14 protein-coding genes are annotated in these 16,148 nt (G+C 54.5%); 6 read left to right on the top strand and 8 right to left on the bottom strand.

The features are described from left to right. Positions 1-114 precede the first annotated feature (114 nt). The 5 genes from EKL30_RS01435 to EKL30_RS01415 all read right to left on the bottom strand — a co-directional run bounded on the left by EKL30_RS01435 (position 115) and on the right by EKL30_RS01415 (position 8,142). Positions 115-651: a DUF2058 domain-containing protein gene (locus tag EKL30_RS01435; protein WP_126705409.1), complete on the bottom strand. Its 537-nt coding sequence runs from the start codon at positions 649-651 to the stop codon at positions 115-117. Between the two features lie 285 nt (positions 652-936). Continuing rightward, positions 937-3,690, bottom strand: coding sequence for a decarboxylase (locus EKL30_RS01430; RefSeq protein WP_126705408.1), 2,754 nt, complete (start codon positions 3,688-3,690; stop codon positions 937-939). A gap of 115 nt (positions 3,691-3,805) precedes the next feature. Further along, the gene (gene aspT / locus EKL30_RS01425; RefSeq protein WP_126705407.1) at positions 3,806-5,494 is read right to left on the bottom strand and encodes an aspartate-alanine antiporter; all 1,689 of its coding nucleotides are present in this window, start codon (positions 5,492-5,494) and stop codon (positions 3,806-3,808) included. 61 nt (positions 5,495-5,555) lie between these two features. Beyond that, positions 5,556-7,166 (bottom strand): bifunctional aspartate transaminase/aspartate 4-decarboxylase, encoded by a 1,611-nt coding sequence (locus EKL30_RS01420; protein WP_126705406.1) that lies wholly within the window; start codon positions 7,164-7,166, stop codon positions 5,556-5,558. Between the two features lie 262 nt (positions 7,167-7,428). Beyond that, positions 7,429-8,142 (bottom strand): pseudouridine synthase, encoded by a 714-nt coding sequence (locus tag EKL30_RS01415; RefSeq protein ID WP_126705405.1) that lies wholly within the window; start codon positions 8,140-8,142, stop codon positions 7,429-7,431. 186 nt (positions 8,143-8,328) lie between these two features. On the opposite strand from EKL30_RS01415, the gene EKL30_RS01410 reads away from it, so the two are divergent. From EKL30_RS01410 to EKL30_RS01395, 4 genes are all read left to right on the top strand, one after another. After that, positions 8,329-8,733: a hypothetical protein gene (locus EKL30_RS01410; RefSeq protein WP_126705404.1), complete on the top strand. Its 405-nt coding sequence runs from the start codon at positions 8,329-8,331 to the stop codon at positions 8,731-8,733. A gap of 192 nt (positions 8,734-8,925) precedes the next feature. After that, on the top strand, positions 8,926-9,291 hold the full coding sequence (locus tag EKL30_RS01405) for a helix-turn-helix transcriptional regulator (protein ID WP_126705403.1): 366 nt from the start codon (positions 8,926-8,928) through the stop codon (positions 9,289-9,291). Between the two features lie 8 nt (positions 9,292-9,299). Next, the gene (locus EKL30_RS01400) at positions 9,300-10,403 is read left to right on the top strand and encodes a carboxynorspermidine decarboxylase (protein ID WP_126705402.1); all 1,104 of its coding nucleotides are present in this window, start codon (positions 9,300-9,302) and stop codon (positions 10,401-10,403) included. A gap of 37 nt (positions 10,404-10,440) precedes the next feature. After that, complete coding sequence (locus EKL30_RS01395) at positions 10,441-11,727, top strand: saccharopine dehydrogenase family protein (protein WP_126705401.1); 1,287 nt, start codon at positions 10,441-10,443, stop codon at positions 11,725-11,727. Between the two features lie 19 nt (positions 11,728-11,746). Here the strand turns inward: EKL30_RS01395 and EKL30_RS01390 are convergent, their stop codons facing one another. The 3 genes from EKL30_RS01390 to EKL30_RS01380 form a co-directional block, all read right to left on the bottom strand. Then, the gene (locus tag EKL30_RS01390; protein WP_126705400.1) at positions 11,747-12,400 is read right to left on the bottom strand and encodes a dienelactone hydrolase family protein; all 654 of its coding nucleotides are present in this window, start codon (positions 12,398-12,400) and stop codon (positions 11,747-11,749) included. Positions 12,401-12,459: 59 nt separating this feature from the next. Beyond that, on the bottom strand, positions 12,460-13,026 hold the full coding sequence (locus tag EKL30_RS01385) for a DUF488 family protein (RefSeq protein ID WP_126705399.1): 567 nt from the start codon (positions 13,024-13,026) through the stop codon (positions 12,460-12,462). 83 nt (positions 13,027-13,109) lie between these two features. After that, positions 13,110-13,943 carry an SAM-dependent methyltransferase gene (locus EKL30_RS01380; RefSeq protein WP_126705398.1) on the bottom strand — a complete coding sequence of 278 codons (834 nt, stop codon included), beginning with the start codon at positions 13,941-13,943 and terminating at the stop codon, positions 13,110-13,112. A gap of 167 nt (positions 13,944-14,110) precedes the next feature. Here EKL30_RS01380 and EKL30_RS01375 point away from each other — a divergent pair, with 167 nt between their 5' ends. Next, positions 14,111-14,728: a histidine phosphatase family protein gene (locus EKL30_RS01375; protein ID WP_126705397.1), complete on the top strand. Its 618-nt coding sequence runs from the start codon at positions 14,111-14,113 to the stop codon at positions 14,726-14,728. A gap of 111 nt (positions 14,729-14,839) precedes the next feature. Continuing rightward, positions 14,840-16,039: an MFS transporter gene (locus EKL30_RS01370; protein ID WP_233582659.1), complete on the top strand. Its 1,200-nt coding sequence runs from the start codon at positions 14,840-14,842 to the stop codon at positions 16,037-16,039. The last annotated feature ends 109 nt before the right edge of the window (positions 16,040-16,148 follow it).

Genomic DNA, 16,148 nt, shown 5'->3' with positions numbered 1-16,148 from the left:
CACAAAATAATACGCCCGCTAGACGGGATTAAAGTAGTGCAGGCAGTCGAGTGTTGTATATCACATGCGCTATCTCTGACGAAGAAATGATTGTTCTTGGCACTCGTGCCGACGCTACCACATCAAGTCGTCTGGAATCTGAAAGGCGGCATACGGATCGTTTTCGTCGATCTCCGTGCTGGTCTTCTTCACCCGCACGACGAGCGAAGGATCGCGCTCGGCGATTTTGTCGGCAACAATTCGGGGTACCAGCTCGGTTGCGCTGCCTAGGCGGACAATTACGAGGCGCCCGGCTATCAAATGTGCTTGAACTTCAGCCGATACATACAGCCGCTCGATTGTCGTGCCATGGGTAAAATTGTAGGCGATGTCGCCAGCGCCCTTGCTCTGGCGATTCGCCTGCACCATTTGGGCAATTTGCGCCATGATCGCTTTTTGGTTCGCGGCGGCAACGCGCTGTGCATTCAATTCGCGAGTCCGCTCGAGATTCTTTTGTTGCGTATCGAGCGCGGCCAGGCGCGCCTCATCGACGCTTTGCGTGCCGGTCCGGCGCTCGACCTTCGTCTGCTTGCTTTTATCGTGGCCGGCTTGCTTGACCTTTTTTTTGTCGACTAGCCCCGCTTTCAAAAGCTGCTCTTGCAACGAGACCATATGTGCTGCTCCGTAAATCGCGTCGGTAGGTGAAAGAAAACACGCTACGTGAAGGCGTGCAGGATCAATTCTTTATAAGGTTTGTAAATATATTTGGCACTAATTCTACCGCAGGAGTTCATATGCTTTCCGACGCAGGTTCTATAAGAAACAAGCACGCCGACGCATTCACTCTCTGGAATGCGATGACTAGGTTTGCGAATGGCAAAGTTCAACAGCCCGAAAACACAATAAATTTCGGGCGCGTCGAGGATGGGCAAAGCAGCCTAAGGATCAGTCAAATTCCTACACGCCTGGCAGACGCTCTATCGCTGCGGGACTGATCAGCTTGATTCCACGTGCTGCGTTGTAACCGTGGATCTCCTTCACGTCGAGCTTGCGCATGAACTCGATCGTATCGGCGTCGATAATCTGACCTGGGACCATAATTGGGAAGCCTGGCGGATAGGGAATGACGAAGTTAGCAGATACCAGCTCGGGCCCATTTGATAAACGCTCATCGAGCGTCCGGCTCGCCAATGGTATGTACTCGCACTCTTTCTCGTTATAGGCGGCGAAAAAAGCGGTGCGCATATTCCCTTCACTGGTAGTGCTGGCAGGATTGTCGCGATAGCCATTGTGAAAGCGACTGAAATTGGGCAGGTGTGGAACATCTTCCATCAAGCTCTTGACCTTGGCGATAAATGCTGTCTGGCCTGGTTCACCTTCTTGCCTAAGACGAGTTTCGATATTTTCCGAGATTTCAAGAAGCACCTTGATGAGCGCCGCAACGTCGCTACGCGTGTTATTGATATTGCTCTGCAATAACACGCTGTTGCGTGAGGTCTTGTTCAGCTGGATGTTATACCTGGAAGCCAACAGGTTTTTAAAAGCAGTACCATCATAGCCAGCAGTGCCACAAACTAGGGTCAGACGCGTTGGATCCAGGCAAAATTCATCGTCTTTCAAGGCTTTCACGGCGGTCAACCAGTTCATTCCCGGTGCCAGATAGTCGACGAAACCGGAGGTACGGAATTCCTCGGGAATCATTTTATCGGCGCCCAGCACGCTAAAGTATTTGGAGATGAGCGGATGCTTAGCGATTTCGCGCCGGATGCTCAGGGCAACCTCAATGGAGCGCATCACCAGCTCGTAGCCCTCGAGCTCCATTTGACGACGAGCAACATCCAATGACGCGATGATCTGCGCATTCGGCGATGTTGACGCGTGAATGAAAACGGCTTCGTGGAAGGCCGAGATGTGGTGGTCGTAGTCCTCGTCTCGAACGGCTACGATAGATCCCTGCCGCAGGCTTGACATCGATTTATGGACGGAATTGGTCTCATAAACGCGTATCCGCATCGTTTGCGGATTGGGCACCAATTGCCGCTCCAGTAGCCGTGCGTCCTTCGGATCTAATTCCTCTCCAAGTTCCTGGACCTGAGCCTTCCAGGCCTCCATGGCAGCGGGCTCGTCGCGCCACTGCTCCAGCGCCGCAGCCGCGCCCATTGCCGTCCGAGGCCGTAGGAACGGTGACCATCGAGCGAAGCCAAACCAAGCCTCGTCCCATAGAAAAATGAGATCTGGCTTGATGGCGAGGCATTCGGCCATCACCCTACGAGTGTTATAGATGTGCCCATCGAACGTACAATTGGTCAGTGTGACCATGGAGACCTTGTCGAGTCTTCCCTCCACCTTCAAGTCCAGCAGCGCCTGCTTGACGGTACGTAGCGGAACAGCGCCGTACATCGAGTACTCGGTCATTGGGAAGGCTTCCACATACAAGGGCTGAGCCCCGGACAGTACCATGCCATAGTGATGGGACTTATGGCAGTTACGATCCACAATGACAATATCACCAGGCTTGGTCACCGCCTGATAGACCATCTTGTTCGACGTGGAAGTTCCGTTGGTCACGAAATATACGTGATCCGCGCCCACCGCACGGGCGAACTTTTCTTGGGCGATCTTGATATTGCCGGTGGGCTCCAGCATGCTGTCCAGGCCGCCGGTTGTGGCGGAAGTTTCCGCCAGGAACAAGTTCAGACCGTAGAACTCGCCAAAATCGCGGATCCAGTTCGACTTGATGATGGACTTGCCCCGCGCAATCGGAAGCGCGTGGAAGGTGCTGATCGGCCGCATTGCATAGTGCTTGAGATTGTCGAAATGCGGCGTCGTTTGGCGGTCGCGCACCCCTTCGAGGATATTCAGGTGGACCTCGATGGGTTCCTCGGCCTCGTAGAACACTCGGCGGATCATGGATGCCGCAGGGTCGCCCGCAAGTCGCTCGACCTGCCGATCTGTTAGCAGATAAATATCCAGTTCCGGTCGTATGTTTGCGATGAGACGGGCAAGCTTAATGCCGATTTGCTCCGAGACGTCTTCAGAGGAGTCCAGTTGCTGATAGACCATCAAGAAATCCCGCAGCAAAGGCGTATCGTGTTTCGACGAAAAAGGTATGCCGTCAAAGACCACGACCGCCTCGATCTTGCCGTTGAGTATGGTGGCCAGCAGAGCGTCCTCGAAGCTTCCCACCACGACGGGTTCGTAAATCACGCCGTCGTCGGGCTGCCGCAGCTGACGGATTTCCTGGCATAAGGCAGCTGATCGTGCGGTTGATGCCGGAGTCACGAATAGTGCTTCGAAATACGGCCGTCGCGTCGCGCCGGAGCCCAAGCCCAGCGGCATGCGATCCGAGCCGTCTGCAGCGGCGTCGTCGGTCGGATCCCACTCCCCACTATCGTAGCGATAGCTACCCGATAACAGCGCATTGCTCATTCGAAGGACTAGGCGCGCCGTGCCCATCGCGTCGCCCTCAGCGAGGCGGTCATCCAACGCACGCAGCAACTGAGCTCCCGGATAGGCGAAATAGCTCTCTATCGGACCTAGAGTGGCTAAAGCTTCTTTCACTGGCGCGCCGGCCAATCGACTCTTCCCGCTCCGTGCTTCGGCCGCCCATATCTGGGCCTTGGCATTTAAGTCCCGCCACCAATCCAACCGTGCGGCTGAGTTCGAGAACAGGTGGTCCAGATGCTGACTTTCGTTCGCTTCGCTTGTCATGGTATCGCCCTCTTGTTGCGGTAAGGCTTCAAGAAACTATGCACATCGGAAATTCTCCGAAATTCCTACATAATGCTCCGCCCGCATTGCAAACCTGGAGGTGCTGGTCTGGGTTCTAAGAAAGAATCATGATTACGACCATCCCCCAGATTGTCAGCAAGGTATTCCCGACAGCATAGGTAACCGTATAGCCCAAGCCTGGCACTTGGCTCTTGGCGGCTTCGCACACCATCCCGAGAGCGGCAGTGGTCGTGCGGGAACCAGCGCAAATGCCAAGGACAAGTGCCGGATGAAAGCGGAAAACATATTTGGCGAGAAACATCCCGACAAGAAGTGGGACAGCGGTCGCGAATATGCCCCATAGAAAAAGGCTGATCCCAAGCTTTTGCAATCCAGCAACAAAACCCGGACCGGCGGAGATCCCGACCACAGCAATGAATACATTGAGGCCAACGGAATTCATGAACCACAGCGTCGGTTCGGGGATACGGCCGAAAGTCGGATGGATGGCGCGAAACCAACCGAACACGATGCCGGCAATCAGTGCACCGCCCGCCGTGGAAAGGGTTATCGGGACGCCCCTGATATTTATTACGATTGAGCCGATCAGCGCGCCGACGGTGATTGCAAGCGACACGAACGCAACATCGGTAATGTTGGTGGGCCGGTCCACGTATCCGACTTGCTTGGCCGTAGCCGTTATGTCCTGCGAGCGCCCTACCACAGTGATGACATCGCCTCGGTACAATTGGGTGCCTGGCAATATGGGGATCAACGTCTCGGTTGGCCCACGCCGTATCCGTTTCAGGAACACGCCACGGGCACCCGGCAAGCGTGCGAGCTCCTCGAGCCGCTTGCCGTCCACCGCCTTGTTGGAGATATATATATCGACGCCTTCGACTTTGATATCCAGCAACTCCGCATCTTCGACTTCGCGGCCACTGGGTCCAAGCCTCGCAATCAGCTGATCGCGCTTGCCGCCTATAGCGACGACGTCGCCAGCCTCGATAACGGTGTTCCGGTCTGCCTCGATAATGGCTCCGTCCCGGCGGATCCGTTCGACGTAGGCGCGTACGCCTTCCTGGGTTCCCGCTTCAATTTCTCCGACAGATTTCCCGATAAATGGGCTTTGCGGCGCCACGGAATAGGCCCGCACCTCGAACTCGTACCACTTGGTCGCACCGCCCCCGCCACCACTCTCGCCCAGCATCTTTTCATATTCCTTACAGGCCGCGACCAGATCAATACCGAGCAGCTTCGGACCGATCTGGGCAAGAATTATCGCGGAGCCCACAGTACCAAAGATATATGTCACGGCATAAGCGATTGGCATGGCGTCCAGAAGTGCCTGAGTTTCTTGGGGAGAGCGTCCCAAGCGGTTAATCGCATCGGTCGCTAACCCCATTGAGGCCGAAATGGTTTGCGATCCCGCAAATAGCCCAGCGGCTGAACCCAAGTCATATCCTGCCATCATTGCGGCGGCGACCGCTGCCCCCAGGGACAGCAATGCCATGATGACGGCAAACAGGGCCTGTGGCAGGCCATCTTTGGCGATACCCCGTACAAACTGCGGCCCGACGCCGTACCCCACCGCGAACAAAAACATAAGGAAGAAGACCGACTTCACATTGGGAGAGATCTTGACCCCCAAAATGCCGAGTACGATGGCGACCAGCAAGGTCGACGTCACTGCTCCGAGGCTGAATCCTTTGAAGCTTTTTCCGCCAATCCAGTAGCCAATGCCCAGCGCCAGGAAAATGGAGATCTCCGGATAGGACTTGAGTGTCGAAACAAACCAGGTCATGGCCTTCTCCTTTATTGGACCAGGCGATTGGGGATGTACCGTCCAGGTATCGCGGCTGTTTCTAGCTCTTCTGGGTATTCTTGCTGTCTAGTTGCTGGTAGCGCTCGAGATACTCGTCCCGCAATTCGCGCACGCAGCGACCGATCTTTACGTAATCCTCTTCATTGAGATTGGCCAGTGAGACGCGGCCGGACGGATGAACCGTCCCGAAGCCCTTACCAGGGAGCAGGACTACGCCCGCTTCTTCGGCTAATCTGAACAGCAGTTCGTGGGGCTGGATTGAAGCGAGCAACCACTTAACGAAATCCGGTCCGACCGCGCGGCTCATTTGCTCCACGTCCAGCAACGTGTAGTAATCGACCACGTTTTCGTCCACAGCCTCCGGGACGGCTCCCATGCCGCGGTATAGCGCCGCTTTGCGACGGCGGATCAGCCGTTTCATCGCATTTTTGTAGCTTTCGGCGGTATCCATAAGTGAAAAAAGCGAGAACAGCACCATTTGCACCTGCTGCGGGGTGGACAGTCCAGCAGTGTGATTAAGCGCCACGGTACGGCTGTCTGCAACGATCCGGTCGATAAAGGGCAGCTTCTCGGGCTCGGTCGTGATCGATGCGTAGCGCTGGTTCAAACCGTCTTTTAGTTCTTGAGGAAGCTGCGCAATTTTTTCGTCGAAGACGTTCGATTTATGTGTCGCAATCACGCCAAGGCGCCAACCCGTGGCGCCGAAGTATTTCGAGTAAGAATAGACGAGGAGCGTATTGCGCGGGCACATCGCAAACAGCGAAACAAAATTGTCGGCAAAGGTGCCATAGACATCGTCAGTCAAGAGGATGAGATCTGGGCGGTCCTTGACGATGCTCGCCAAGTATTCCAGGCTTTCATCGCTCACCCTAACCGATGGCGGATTGCTGGGATTCACCAGAAAGAACGCCTTTACCTTGGGGTCGCGTAGCTTGTCGAGTTCCTTCGTCGAATACTGCCAGCCGCCGGCCGGATCGGCGTCAATCGACAATTCGGTCAGGCCATATTCTGATAGCTCGGGGATTTCGATATACGGCGTGAAGATCGGCTTGCCCAATGCGATGACGTCGCCCGCCTTCAGCAGGTGATTGGTCTTCATCGAATTGAAAAGGTAGGTCATGGCTGCAGTGCCGCCCTCTACCGCATATAGGTCGAAGTCGCCGACGAAGGGATGACTACCAATCATCTCCTTTCGGATGTACTGCTTCACGATTTTTTCGGTAAGCCGGAGCATGCGGTCCGGAACGGGATAGCTGCAGGCCAGAATGCCTTCACACATCTCGTAGATAAAGTCGCCGCCATTCAATCCAAGCTGGTCTCGTACAAACGACACGGCGCTTGAAAGAAACTTTACGCCGGGTACGTCGCGATTAATTCGGGCAAAGAGGTCAAAACGCTCTTCAATTCCGATGCGCCGGGGAAAGCCGCCCACCCCTTCGGCCAGGTATGAAAACGATCGCTCGGATTCGATCATCGCAAACAATCCCAGCTGCCAAAAGCCATGCCGAGGGATGGTCGCCAAAAAATTCGGATTCCCCCGCCCAGCGTTGAGCATCAGTCGGTTAGTGTCGCTGCCGGCGAGTTTGATTAGCTCATCCTTCAGTTCGAAGGGAGAGAGGTCGGCTAGGTGGGACGTATTTCGGACATTCATTGCGGTTCTCCAGCGAGTAGAGAGAATGAAAGCGAGGGGCAAGACTTCGCGTGCCTGGCACGTGCGCCGAACCACTGGGTAGACCGCATCACATGCGGCCATACTGCTAAGGCAGTACGTCCTAAGTCATGGGCGTCTGTCGAGCATCTGTCGATCGTCTGTCAACGAGGTGCTCTTAGATTTTAAATTAGAATTGTCAGCGTGCCATCCACCGTTTGGATTAAACCTTCTGGTTCATCTCTTCCCGGGATGTAAGCTCACATCAAACCGGCACATCGCCATTCTGGGCAAGGTCGGCCACCTCGATGGGTGTCAGATAACGCGATTCTCCCGCAAGCAGATCGGCGTCCAGGGCCAGTGAGCCAATGCGTTCTCGGTGCAGAGCCAGCACATGATTGCCCAAGGATGCGAACATGCGCCTGACCTGGTGGTACTTTCCTTCCTGAATGGTCAATCGCGCGCGGCGTTCATCGACCCGCTCCAGCACCGCTGGCAGTGTAGGCTTGTCTTCGCCATCTAACAGGATTCCCGCTGCAAACAAGTCCTCGGCATTATCGGGTAGCGGTTCGGCCAGCGTGGCGACATAGACCTTGTCGCAGCGGTGGCGCGGCGAAATGATTCGATGCGTCCACTGGCCATCGTCGGTAATCAGGATCAGGCCGGTGGTCTCGACATCCAGCCGGCCCACGGTGTGAAGTCGGTCACGTTTGTCGACGTCGAGCAAACTTATCACTGGAGGGTATTGACTATTGCGAAGGGTGCATTCGTATCCCACGGGCTTGTTCAGCATGATGTAGCGCAGTCCGATCGGGGCCAGCGTCTCGTCATCCCATTGCACCACATCGCCGTCACGCACCACGTGGGTGCCCTTCTTGATCACTTCGCCATTGACGGTGATTTCGCCAGCGAGAAGCGCAGAGCGGGCTTGTGATCGGGTCAGATCGGTGCTTTCACAAAGGTACTTGTCGAGGCGCATTAGTTTCTAGATTGGTGATTACGCAGCGTAATATACTCGAGAACCTCGCGTATGTTTCAAGGCTCAGTGGCGGCTGCAGCACAGCGGTGGCAGTGATTGCACCGATAGTCCGCCTATTGATGCTCGTCGCGCTGGACTCTGGGGCCGTATACTGGCGCGCCATATTCTTCAACGACGACTATCCGAATGCAGCTTCATCTCGATTTCCATGACGCCAACATGCCTAGTGCTGATGGTGTCTATAGTACAGCGCAGGCCTATACCGAGCGCCTTATCGATAATCGGCGTGCAGGGGCAACCGTAGCAGCAATACATGTATTGGAAATATCTCCTTTATGCTATATCTATGCGGCGGAGCTTTTTTTAGATTCCTTGCATTTTTCGGAGCCCCTGCTGGCCCTGAAAAAACGCAGTTGTGCGAGCCCTGAAAAAGCGGCGTTGACAGCCTTAAAAATTATTAACACGCACGTTTCGGCATGCGCCAAGGCAGGCGCGACGCGTAGGCTCGTCGTGTTAACTCGAGACTGGATCAAGGAGCTGCGGGAACAATATACCCACAATCTGTTGCGGCAGCATCGATTGTTCAGCTAGAAAACTTCAGTCTGAAAAGCAATCGTCCATCGCATGGCGCGGCTGAATTAAGCGAAAACAATAAAAAGCTTTGAAGAGGCCAAATCCATAGAAAAATATGGACTTGAAAGCATATGTGTTTAAAGGCATAATACCGCCTTACTTGGCTTCACACTGCCTAAGAATAATCCCGTTTAGTAAAGGAACTTCAACATGGCGAAGAAGCTTGATGATGCAAAAGCGGCAATTCCTGCCGCTGGCAAAAAACGGCTTGACACCAATGCCATGGAAATGGCTACGTTAAAAGACCTGCGCAAAGCCGCAAAACAAACCCAGGAAGATTTGGCCAGTGCGCTTGGCGTGGGGCAAGACACCATTTCGCGGCTGGAAAAGCGCAGTGACATGTTGCTTTCTACGCTACGGCACTATGTTCAAAGCGTCGGCGGCAAGCTTCAGCTTGTAGCCACGTTTCCGAATCGCCCACCGGTAATCATCGACCGCCTGGATAACGATAAGGCGCCACGCGACGAAGCCGCCGCTAAGCCAGTCGCTAGCCGTAACGGCCTAAGCCCGCATTAATGGTGAAAATGAATAAACTGAATACACCGTATTATTTGATCGATAAATCGGCATTGCAACGCAACCTGCAGATCATCGACTACGTGCGCCAACAGTCCGGCGCCAAACTGCTGCTAGCCCTTAAATGCTTCGCCACATGGTCGGTTTTCGACCTGATGCAACAGTATATGGACGGCACTACGTCGTCGTCTTTATATGAAGTCAAGCTGGGCTTTGAAAAATTTGGCGGCGAAACGCACGCCTATAGCGTTGCCTTTGCTGACCATGAAATCGACGAGGTCGTGGCGAACTGCGACAAAATCATTTTCAATTCGATCAACCAGTTCCAGCGCTTTGAGTCGTTTGCCGGAGAAAAACCAAAAGGCTTGCGCCTGAATCCCGGGCTTAGTTGTGCAAGTTTCGACTTGGCAGATCCGGCACGGGCGTTCAGCCGCCTAGGCGAAAGTGATCCCGCACGCATTCTTTCCGTCATTGATCGTCTCGATGGCGTCATGATTCACAACAACTGTGAAAACGACGATTTCACCAGTTTCGACCGTTTGCTTAGCCAAGCAGAGGAACGCTATGGCCACATCTTCCATCAGCTACGCTGGATAAGCCTGGGGGGCGGCATCAGCTTCACCTCCGACGGCTATCCGGTGGACGCCTTTTGCGAGCGTTTGCGCCGCTTCGCGCAAACTTATGATGTTCAGGTATATCTCGAACCAGGAGAGGCCGCGGTACGCCACACCACTACGCTGGAAGTCAGCGTATTGGATACGGGCTTTAACGGTAAAAACCTGGCGGTGGTCGACAGCTCGACCGAAGCCCATATGCTTGACTTGCTTATCTACCGCGAAACCGCCCCCATCGGCAACGACACAGGCGAACACCGTTACATGATCTGCGGCAAAACCTGTCTGGCCGGTGATATTTTTGGTGAAGCCAATTTCGAAGCGCCTCTGCAGGTTGGTGACCGAATCTCTATAGGTGACGCCGGCGGTTATACGATGGTCAAAAAGAACTGGTTCAACGGCATCAATATGCCCGCCATCGCCATTCGGGAATTCGATGGCAGCGTACGGGAAGTCTGCCAATTTTCTTTTGACGACTACGTCAGCAGCCTGTCCTGACGCCACGTTAAAGCTTTAATGAAGGAGAAGTAATCCGATGAAACGAAATGTCCTTATTATTGGCGCGGGTGGAGTAGCCCAGGTTGCGGCACACAAATGCGCACAGAATAATATTCTTTTAGGTGATATCCATATCGCGTCCCGCACGCTTGAGAAGTGCCAGGCGATTATCGATTCCATCCATGAAAAAGACGCCATGCAACGCCCTGGTCGCTTACAAGCTCATGCGCTTGATGCGATGGATGTCCAGGCCACCAAGTTCTTGATTCGCGCCACCAATAGCAAAATCGTAATCAATGTGGGTTCTCCTTTCTTGAATATGTCAGTGATGACGGCATGTATTGAAACAGGGGCGGCTTACCTTGACACCGCTATTCATGAAGACCAAGACAAGGTCTGCGAAGCGCCACCTTGGTACGCCAACCATGAGTGGAAACGGCGCCAAGCCTGCAAGGAAGCAGGGGTCACCGCTGTACTTGGCGTCGGCTTTGACCCCGGCGTTGTGAACGCTTACGCGCGATTCGCGCTAGACACCTACTTCGATAGCGTTGAATCGATTGATATTATTGATGTCAATGCGGGCAGCCATGGGCGGTATTTTGCGACGAACTTCGATCCGGAAATCAACTTTCGCGAATTTACGTCAACCGTCTGGTCGTGGGAGCACAACCAATGGAAGGCCAATGAAATGTTCGAGCATCGGAAAGATTGGGATATGCCGGTCACGGGCAAGAACACCACTTACCTGACGGGGCATGATGAGCTGCATTCCCTCTCCCAAAATCTGGGAGTCCCCAATATTCGATTCTGGATGGGATTCAGCGAGCATTACATCAATACCTTTACCGTCTTGAAGAACCTGGGCTTGCTTTCCGAGAAACCGGTGCGAACGGCCGAGGGCCTCGAAGTGGTACCGCTAAAAGTGGTCAAGGCCGTGCTGCCCGATCCAGCATCGCTCGCGCCCGACTACATCGGTAAAACGTGCATTGGCGATTTGGTCAAAGGCACCAAAGACGGCAAGTCGAAAGAAGTACTGATCTACAACACTTGCGATCACGAAAAAGCTTACGAAGAAGTTGGCAGCCAGGCAATTTCCTATACGGCCGGTGTGCCGGTGGTCGCCGCAGCCATGCTCATCGCCAACGGAATATGGGATATTGGCCAAATGGCCAACGTGGAAGAGCTTGATCCAATCCCTTTTATTGATCTAATGAATCATATGGGTTTGGTAACTCGCATTCAGGACGAGCATGGCGATCGAGTCTTGCAGCCAAAAAATGAATCCAGCTATTATTTGCCACCGAAGATGCTGGTTAATTATTGACGCTGGTCGCTTGACTGCCCTACCCTTGTTGCGGCAAATGTTCCGAGAACCACGCTACGGCAAGCGCTGAAACTTTTTCAAGGGTGCCTGGCTCTTCGAATAAATGGGTCGCGCCGGGCACGATCTCCAGCCGTTTGATGCAGGTCAATTCGGCATAGGCGACCCGATTCAGCTTGATCACGCTTTCGTCATCGCCGCCAACCACCAACAGAGTTGGTGCGCTAACGGCTGCCAAGAACTGACGTCTGGCCATATCAGGCCGGCCGCCTCGCGACACGACTGCGGCAACATCGGTGCCACGTTCGGCCGCAACTTGCAGGGCGGCCGCCGCCCCGGTGCTCGCGCCGAAAAGGCCTAAAGGAAGCGCGGCCGTAATGGCATTGTGACGCAACCAGTCGCTGGCAGCGTTCAGACGGCGAGTCAACAAGTCGATATCGAAGCGAGATGAACGGGATTTGTCTTCTTGCAGCGTGAGAAGGTCGAGTAACAACGTACCGAAGTGCGCACGGCGCAGTTGCTGCGCGACAGCATTGTTTCGTGGGCTTAGTCGGCCGCTGCCACTGCCATGAGCAAATAAGATCATTCCGAGCGGTGCCTGCGGCACCTCGAGCAAACCTTCCAGGTGAACGTCATCAACCTTGATGCTGATAAGCTCGTTTTGTAATGATTGCATGGTCCGTACCTTTTTGCTTTGGCAGGTAAGTCGCCCCGTTCAATAACCGGCTTATGGTGCTAACTGCTTAACGTGTATGTCAACTGCCCATGTTCGATTCGCGCTGGCGAGGTCATGGGATGCAGCGCACTGTGCTTGGTATCCAGAATATGGAGAACCTTGACGCCACGTACGCAAAGTGCGTCGGAGACCATCGATCGATGGCATCGCCACCAGACTGCCTCCGCGCACATCAAGGCGGTGCGTGACCGGCTGGCAAATTCCAGCAGTTCATCCAGCCCCTGATGGAACTCTGTTGTCGCCATGTAATCGGCGTATCCACGAAACGACGCATTGCGCCAGGCCGTATTCGGCGAATCTAACGCTGCACGGCGCCTACCGCCCAGTATCTGGAACCATCGATAATCGATCCCGTGATCCGCCAGCGTTGCGGCCAGTACTTCTTTGCCGTATTGCGGATACTTGCGCGAACCCGGAAAGCTGCGTACGTCAGCCACTGCTGCTATTTCGTAGTGGGCGAGAAGTGAAAGAAACTCTTCTGTCGTCCGCGTTGAATGGCCAATCGTCCAGATCGTTTCGACCAGAGAAACGTGTGGACGGCTGCTTAGGTTTGCGCGGCTGGTCATAATCGATTTACCTATGCCGAACCTTTACGAATTCACGAAATCGTTTACCGATTCATTACTTAATCACGCGTGTTGCCTTATTGTCAGACTTCCGGCGCAAAAAAACGTTCACGCATATCTTCCAGACCCAACATTTTCAATAAATTATCCAATCGTTCAGCGGCTTTGCGCCGTGGCAGATTTTTATAGGTGGCGATAATCAACTCGTTCTTCATTGAATGCTCCCATCCAACCAATTCCGTTACGGTCACTTGATAACCGTGGGCCTCGAGTTGAAGGCTGCGCAACACATTGGTAGCTTGGCTACCGAACTCACGTGTATGCAGAGGATGGCGCCACATTTCTGCCAGCGCCCCGGCACCCAGCGACACTGCCTTCTTGCGGCGTAGTACGCTGGCCACCTCTGCTTGGCAACAGGGCACGACGACAATATATTTGGCCTGTTTGTGCAAGGCGAATCGTATGGCGTCGTCGGTTGCCGTATTGCAGGCATGCAAGGCCGTAACCATGTCGACTTGGCCAGGTAGCAGATCTGATGTGATTGAATCCGCTACAGATAAATTCAAGAATGACATTCCGGGAAATTTCAGGCGCTGCGCCAGTGCGATGGCGCTTTTGACCAGCTCTTCGCGTGTCTCGATGCCGTACAGATGGGACTGATCATTCAGCTGCTTGAAGAACAAATCGTACAAAATGAAGCCTAAGTAAGACTTGCCCGAACCATGATCTACCAGGGTGATGCCCTCGCGACCCTGCTTCAAGTCCTTAAGCAGTGGCTCGATGAACTGGAAAAGGTGATACACCTGTTTCAGTTTGCGCCGGCTGTCTTGGTTCATTTTGCCGTCGCGCGTCAGGATGTGCAGCTCCTTCAACAGCTCGATGGACTGCTCGGGGCGAATTTCGTGTGAAGAAGGCATGGGATGTGGCACTACCAGACAATAAAGATGAGTCTGACAGTTTACCAACTTGAAATGTTTGCATTGCGGGAAGGCCTTAGCATAATGCCATCGCTGCTGCAGTCAGATTTCAAGCCAGAGCTCGAATCCGATCGAAAGTGAACGAAAAGGTAATCAAGAGGTCAGCCATGGACAATCCCAGCATAAATGAGTTCAGGGTTCCAGGTTCATCGTGGGCTCGTCTGGCATGTTGGCGACGGCTTGTCGCCACAGTGTGCATCATCACCGGCATCGGCGCGGTACCCGACGCCGTCCTAGCGCAATCAGCTTGGGCACATCTGCAAGACAACGCCGTAGTCCTGTTTCGGCATGCCAATGCACCGGGGGTCGGCGACCCCGCCAACTTCAGGTTGGGCGACTGTTCTACTCAACGCAACCTGGATGATAAAGGGCGTACACAGGCGCGCCAAATCGGCGAGCAATTCAGGAAGCGCCAAATAACCGTCGGCAAGGTCTTGACCTCACAATGGTGCCGGGCGCGCGAAACGGCACAGCTGGCCTTCCCAGATTTAGCAAGTGATGCAGCAGCCTTCAATTCTTTTTTTAACGATCCCGCGGTCCGCCAGACGCAGACTGCCACCGCCCGAACGATCATTGAAGAATGGAAAGGCCCCGGTGTCCTCGTGGTGGTGACACACCAGGTCAACATTACGGCGCTAACCGGCGTCTTCCCCGCCTCCGGTGAGGGTGTGGTCGTCACAACCGCTGATGGAAAAATACGCGTCGCGGGGACGGTGCAGCCGTGATGAATGAAGGCGACGCCCTGTCAAAAGTCTTATACGCTACTATTCGGTGGGGCTGCGAGCTTGATACCGGCCGTGTAGAAACAAGTGGGCCAGAGAACAAGGATCCCAACGGTGGTCGAAGCAAGGACGGACGAAAAGGCTGAAAGCAACGCGAACAGTTTCTTTCTGGTGGCGTGCGCCGGGTTTGCCAGCATGGTTGGCATGCGTATCTGTGATGCATTGCTTCCAGACCTGGCCGATTCTTTCCAGGTTACTGACGGCGTTGCGGCCGGCTCGATATCGATGTTTGTAATCGCATACGGGTTTCTTCAGCTGGTCTATGGGCCCTTGGGCGATCGTTACGGAAAACAACGCGTCATCAGTTTCGCCGTCGCGGCATCTGCGCTGATTAATCTGGCGCTTGTGTTTGCACCATCGATGTTTGCCATTATCGTGCTGCGCGGTTTGGCGGGCGCTGCCACGGCAGGAATCATCCCTCTTAGTATGGCGTTCATCGGCGATACGGTTCCCTACGCTGAAAGGCAAGGTGTCCTGGCAAAGTTCATGTCAGCCACCATTATTGGCATGATCTTCGGTCAGTGGGTGGGTGGCTTGTTCGCCGATGTGCTGAATTGGCAAGCCGCGTTCGGCTTGCTTTTCCTAATTTTCGGCGGGGTCGCCATCATGATGCTGCGCGCCTTGCCAGCCCGGCCGGTGGCAGACAGCACAAAACGCAGCTTCATCGCTCAAATGGCAAGCGTTCTGCGCATCTCCTGGGCGCGCCGCATACTGTTGATTGCACTCATCGAAGGCGCGTTTGTTTTCAGCGCATTGGTTTTTATTCCGACCTATCTACATAACCGCTTTGGCGTCCCTCTTACCGCGGCGGGCGCCATTGTCGCGCTGTACGGCGCAGGCGGTCTCGTCTATACCTTCTTTGCGCGCCGGCTACTTGGCCGATTCGGCGAACGTGGCCTTGCCCTGAACGGTGGCTTCCTGATGGGTATCGGCTTTGCCTTATTGGCCTTTGGCCCTCACTGGGCCTGGGCCATACCCGCGTGTTTAATTGCTGGCCTCGGTTTTTATATGTTGCATAACACCCTTCAGGCCAATGCCACACAAATGGCGCCTCATACTCGCGGAACGGCGGTGTCGCTCTTTGCGTGCTGTCTGTTCCTGGGACAATCGCTAGGCATCGGCGCCATCTCGGCCATGGTCGATCACTACGGAGCCGACACGGCTTTTGTCGTCAGCATGGTTGCCCTTCCCCTGCTCGGGATTTGGTTTGCTCGAAGCCTTTCGCACAAGCCGCTCAGCCCCGTAACCGAATAGGCGACAGGCAACAGGCGCCAATCGCAGGTTCGCAGCGTGCATTTCAGCCAGTTTGCGCAGTTGTCACAATCACGCAACAAAAATGTCCAACACTATGCGGATTGCCACC

The organism is Candidimonas sp. SYP-B2681 (assembly GCF_003971065.1).
In the GTDB taxonomy this organism is placed as follows: Bacteria; Pseudomonadota; Gammaproteobacteria; order Burkholderiales; family Burkholderiaceae_B; genus Pollutimonas.
This window is presented reverse-complemented; position numbering and strand designations above follow the sequence as displayed.

Coding starts and splice junctions, on each gene's coding strand:
- EKL30_RS01435 (WP_126705409.1), bottom strand. CDS start 651: ATGGTCTCGTTGCAAGAGCAGCTTTTGAAAGCGGGGCTAGTCGACAAA.
- EKL30_RS01430 (WP_126705408.1), bottom strand. CDS start 3,690: ATGACAAGCGAAGCGAACGAAAGTCAGCATCTGGACCACCTGTTCTCG.
- aspT (WP_126705407.1), bottom strand. CDS start 5,494: ATGACCTGGTTTGTTTCGACACTCAAGTCCTATCCGGAGATCTCCATT.
- EKL30_RS01420 (WP_126705406.1), bottom strand. CDS start 7,166: ATGAATGTCCGAAATACGTCCCACCTAGCCGACCTCTCTCCCTTCGAA.
- EKL30_RS01415 (WP_126705405.1), bottom strand. CDS start 8,142: ATGCGCCTCGACAAGTACCTTTGTGAAAGCACCGATCTGACCCGATCA.
- EKL30_RS01410 (WP_126705404.1), top strand. CDS start 8,329: ATGCAGCTTCATCTCGATTTCCATGACGCCAACATGCCTAGTGCTGAT.
- EKL30_RS01405 (WP_126705403.1), top strand. CDS start 8,926: ATGGCGAAGAAGCTTGATGATGCAAAAGCGGCAATTCCTGCCGCTGGC.
- EKL30_RS01400 (WP_126705402.1), top strand. CDS start 9,300: ATGAATAAACTGAATACACCGTATTATTTGATCGATAAATCGGCATTG.
- EKL30_RS01395 (WP_126705401.1), top strand. CDS start 10,441: ATGAAACGAAATGTCCTTATTATTGGCGCGGGTGGAGTAGCCCAGGTT.
- EKL30_RS01390 (WP_126705400.1), bottom strand. CDS start 12,400: ATGCAATCATTACAAAACGAGCTTATCAGCATCAAGGTTGATGACGTT.
- EKL30_RS01385 (WP_126705399.1), bottom strand. CDS start 13,026: ATGACCAGCCGCGCAAACCTAAGCAGCCGTCCACACGTTTCTCTGGTC.
- EKL30_RS01380 (WP_126705398.1), bottom strand. CDS start 13,943: ATGCCTTCTTCACACGAAATTCGCCCCGAGCAGTCCATCGAGCTGTTG.
- EKL30_RS01375 (WP_126705397.1), top strand. CDS start 14,111: ATGGACAATCCCAGCATAAATGAGTTCAGGGTTCCAGGTTCATCGTGG.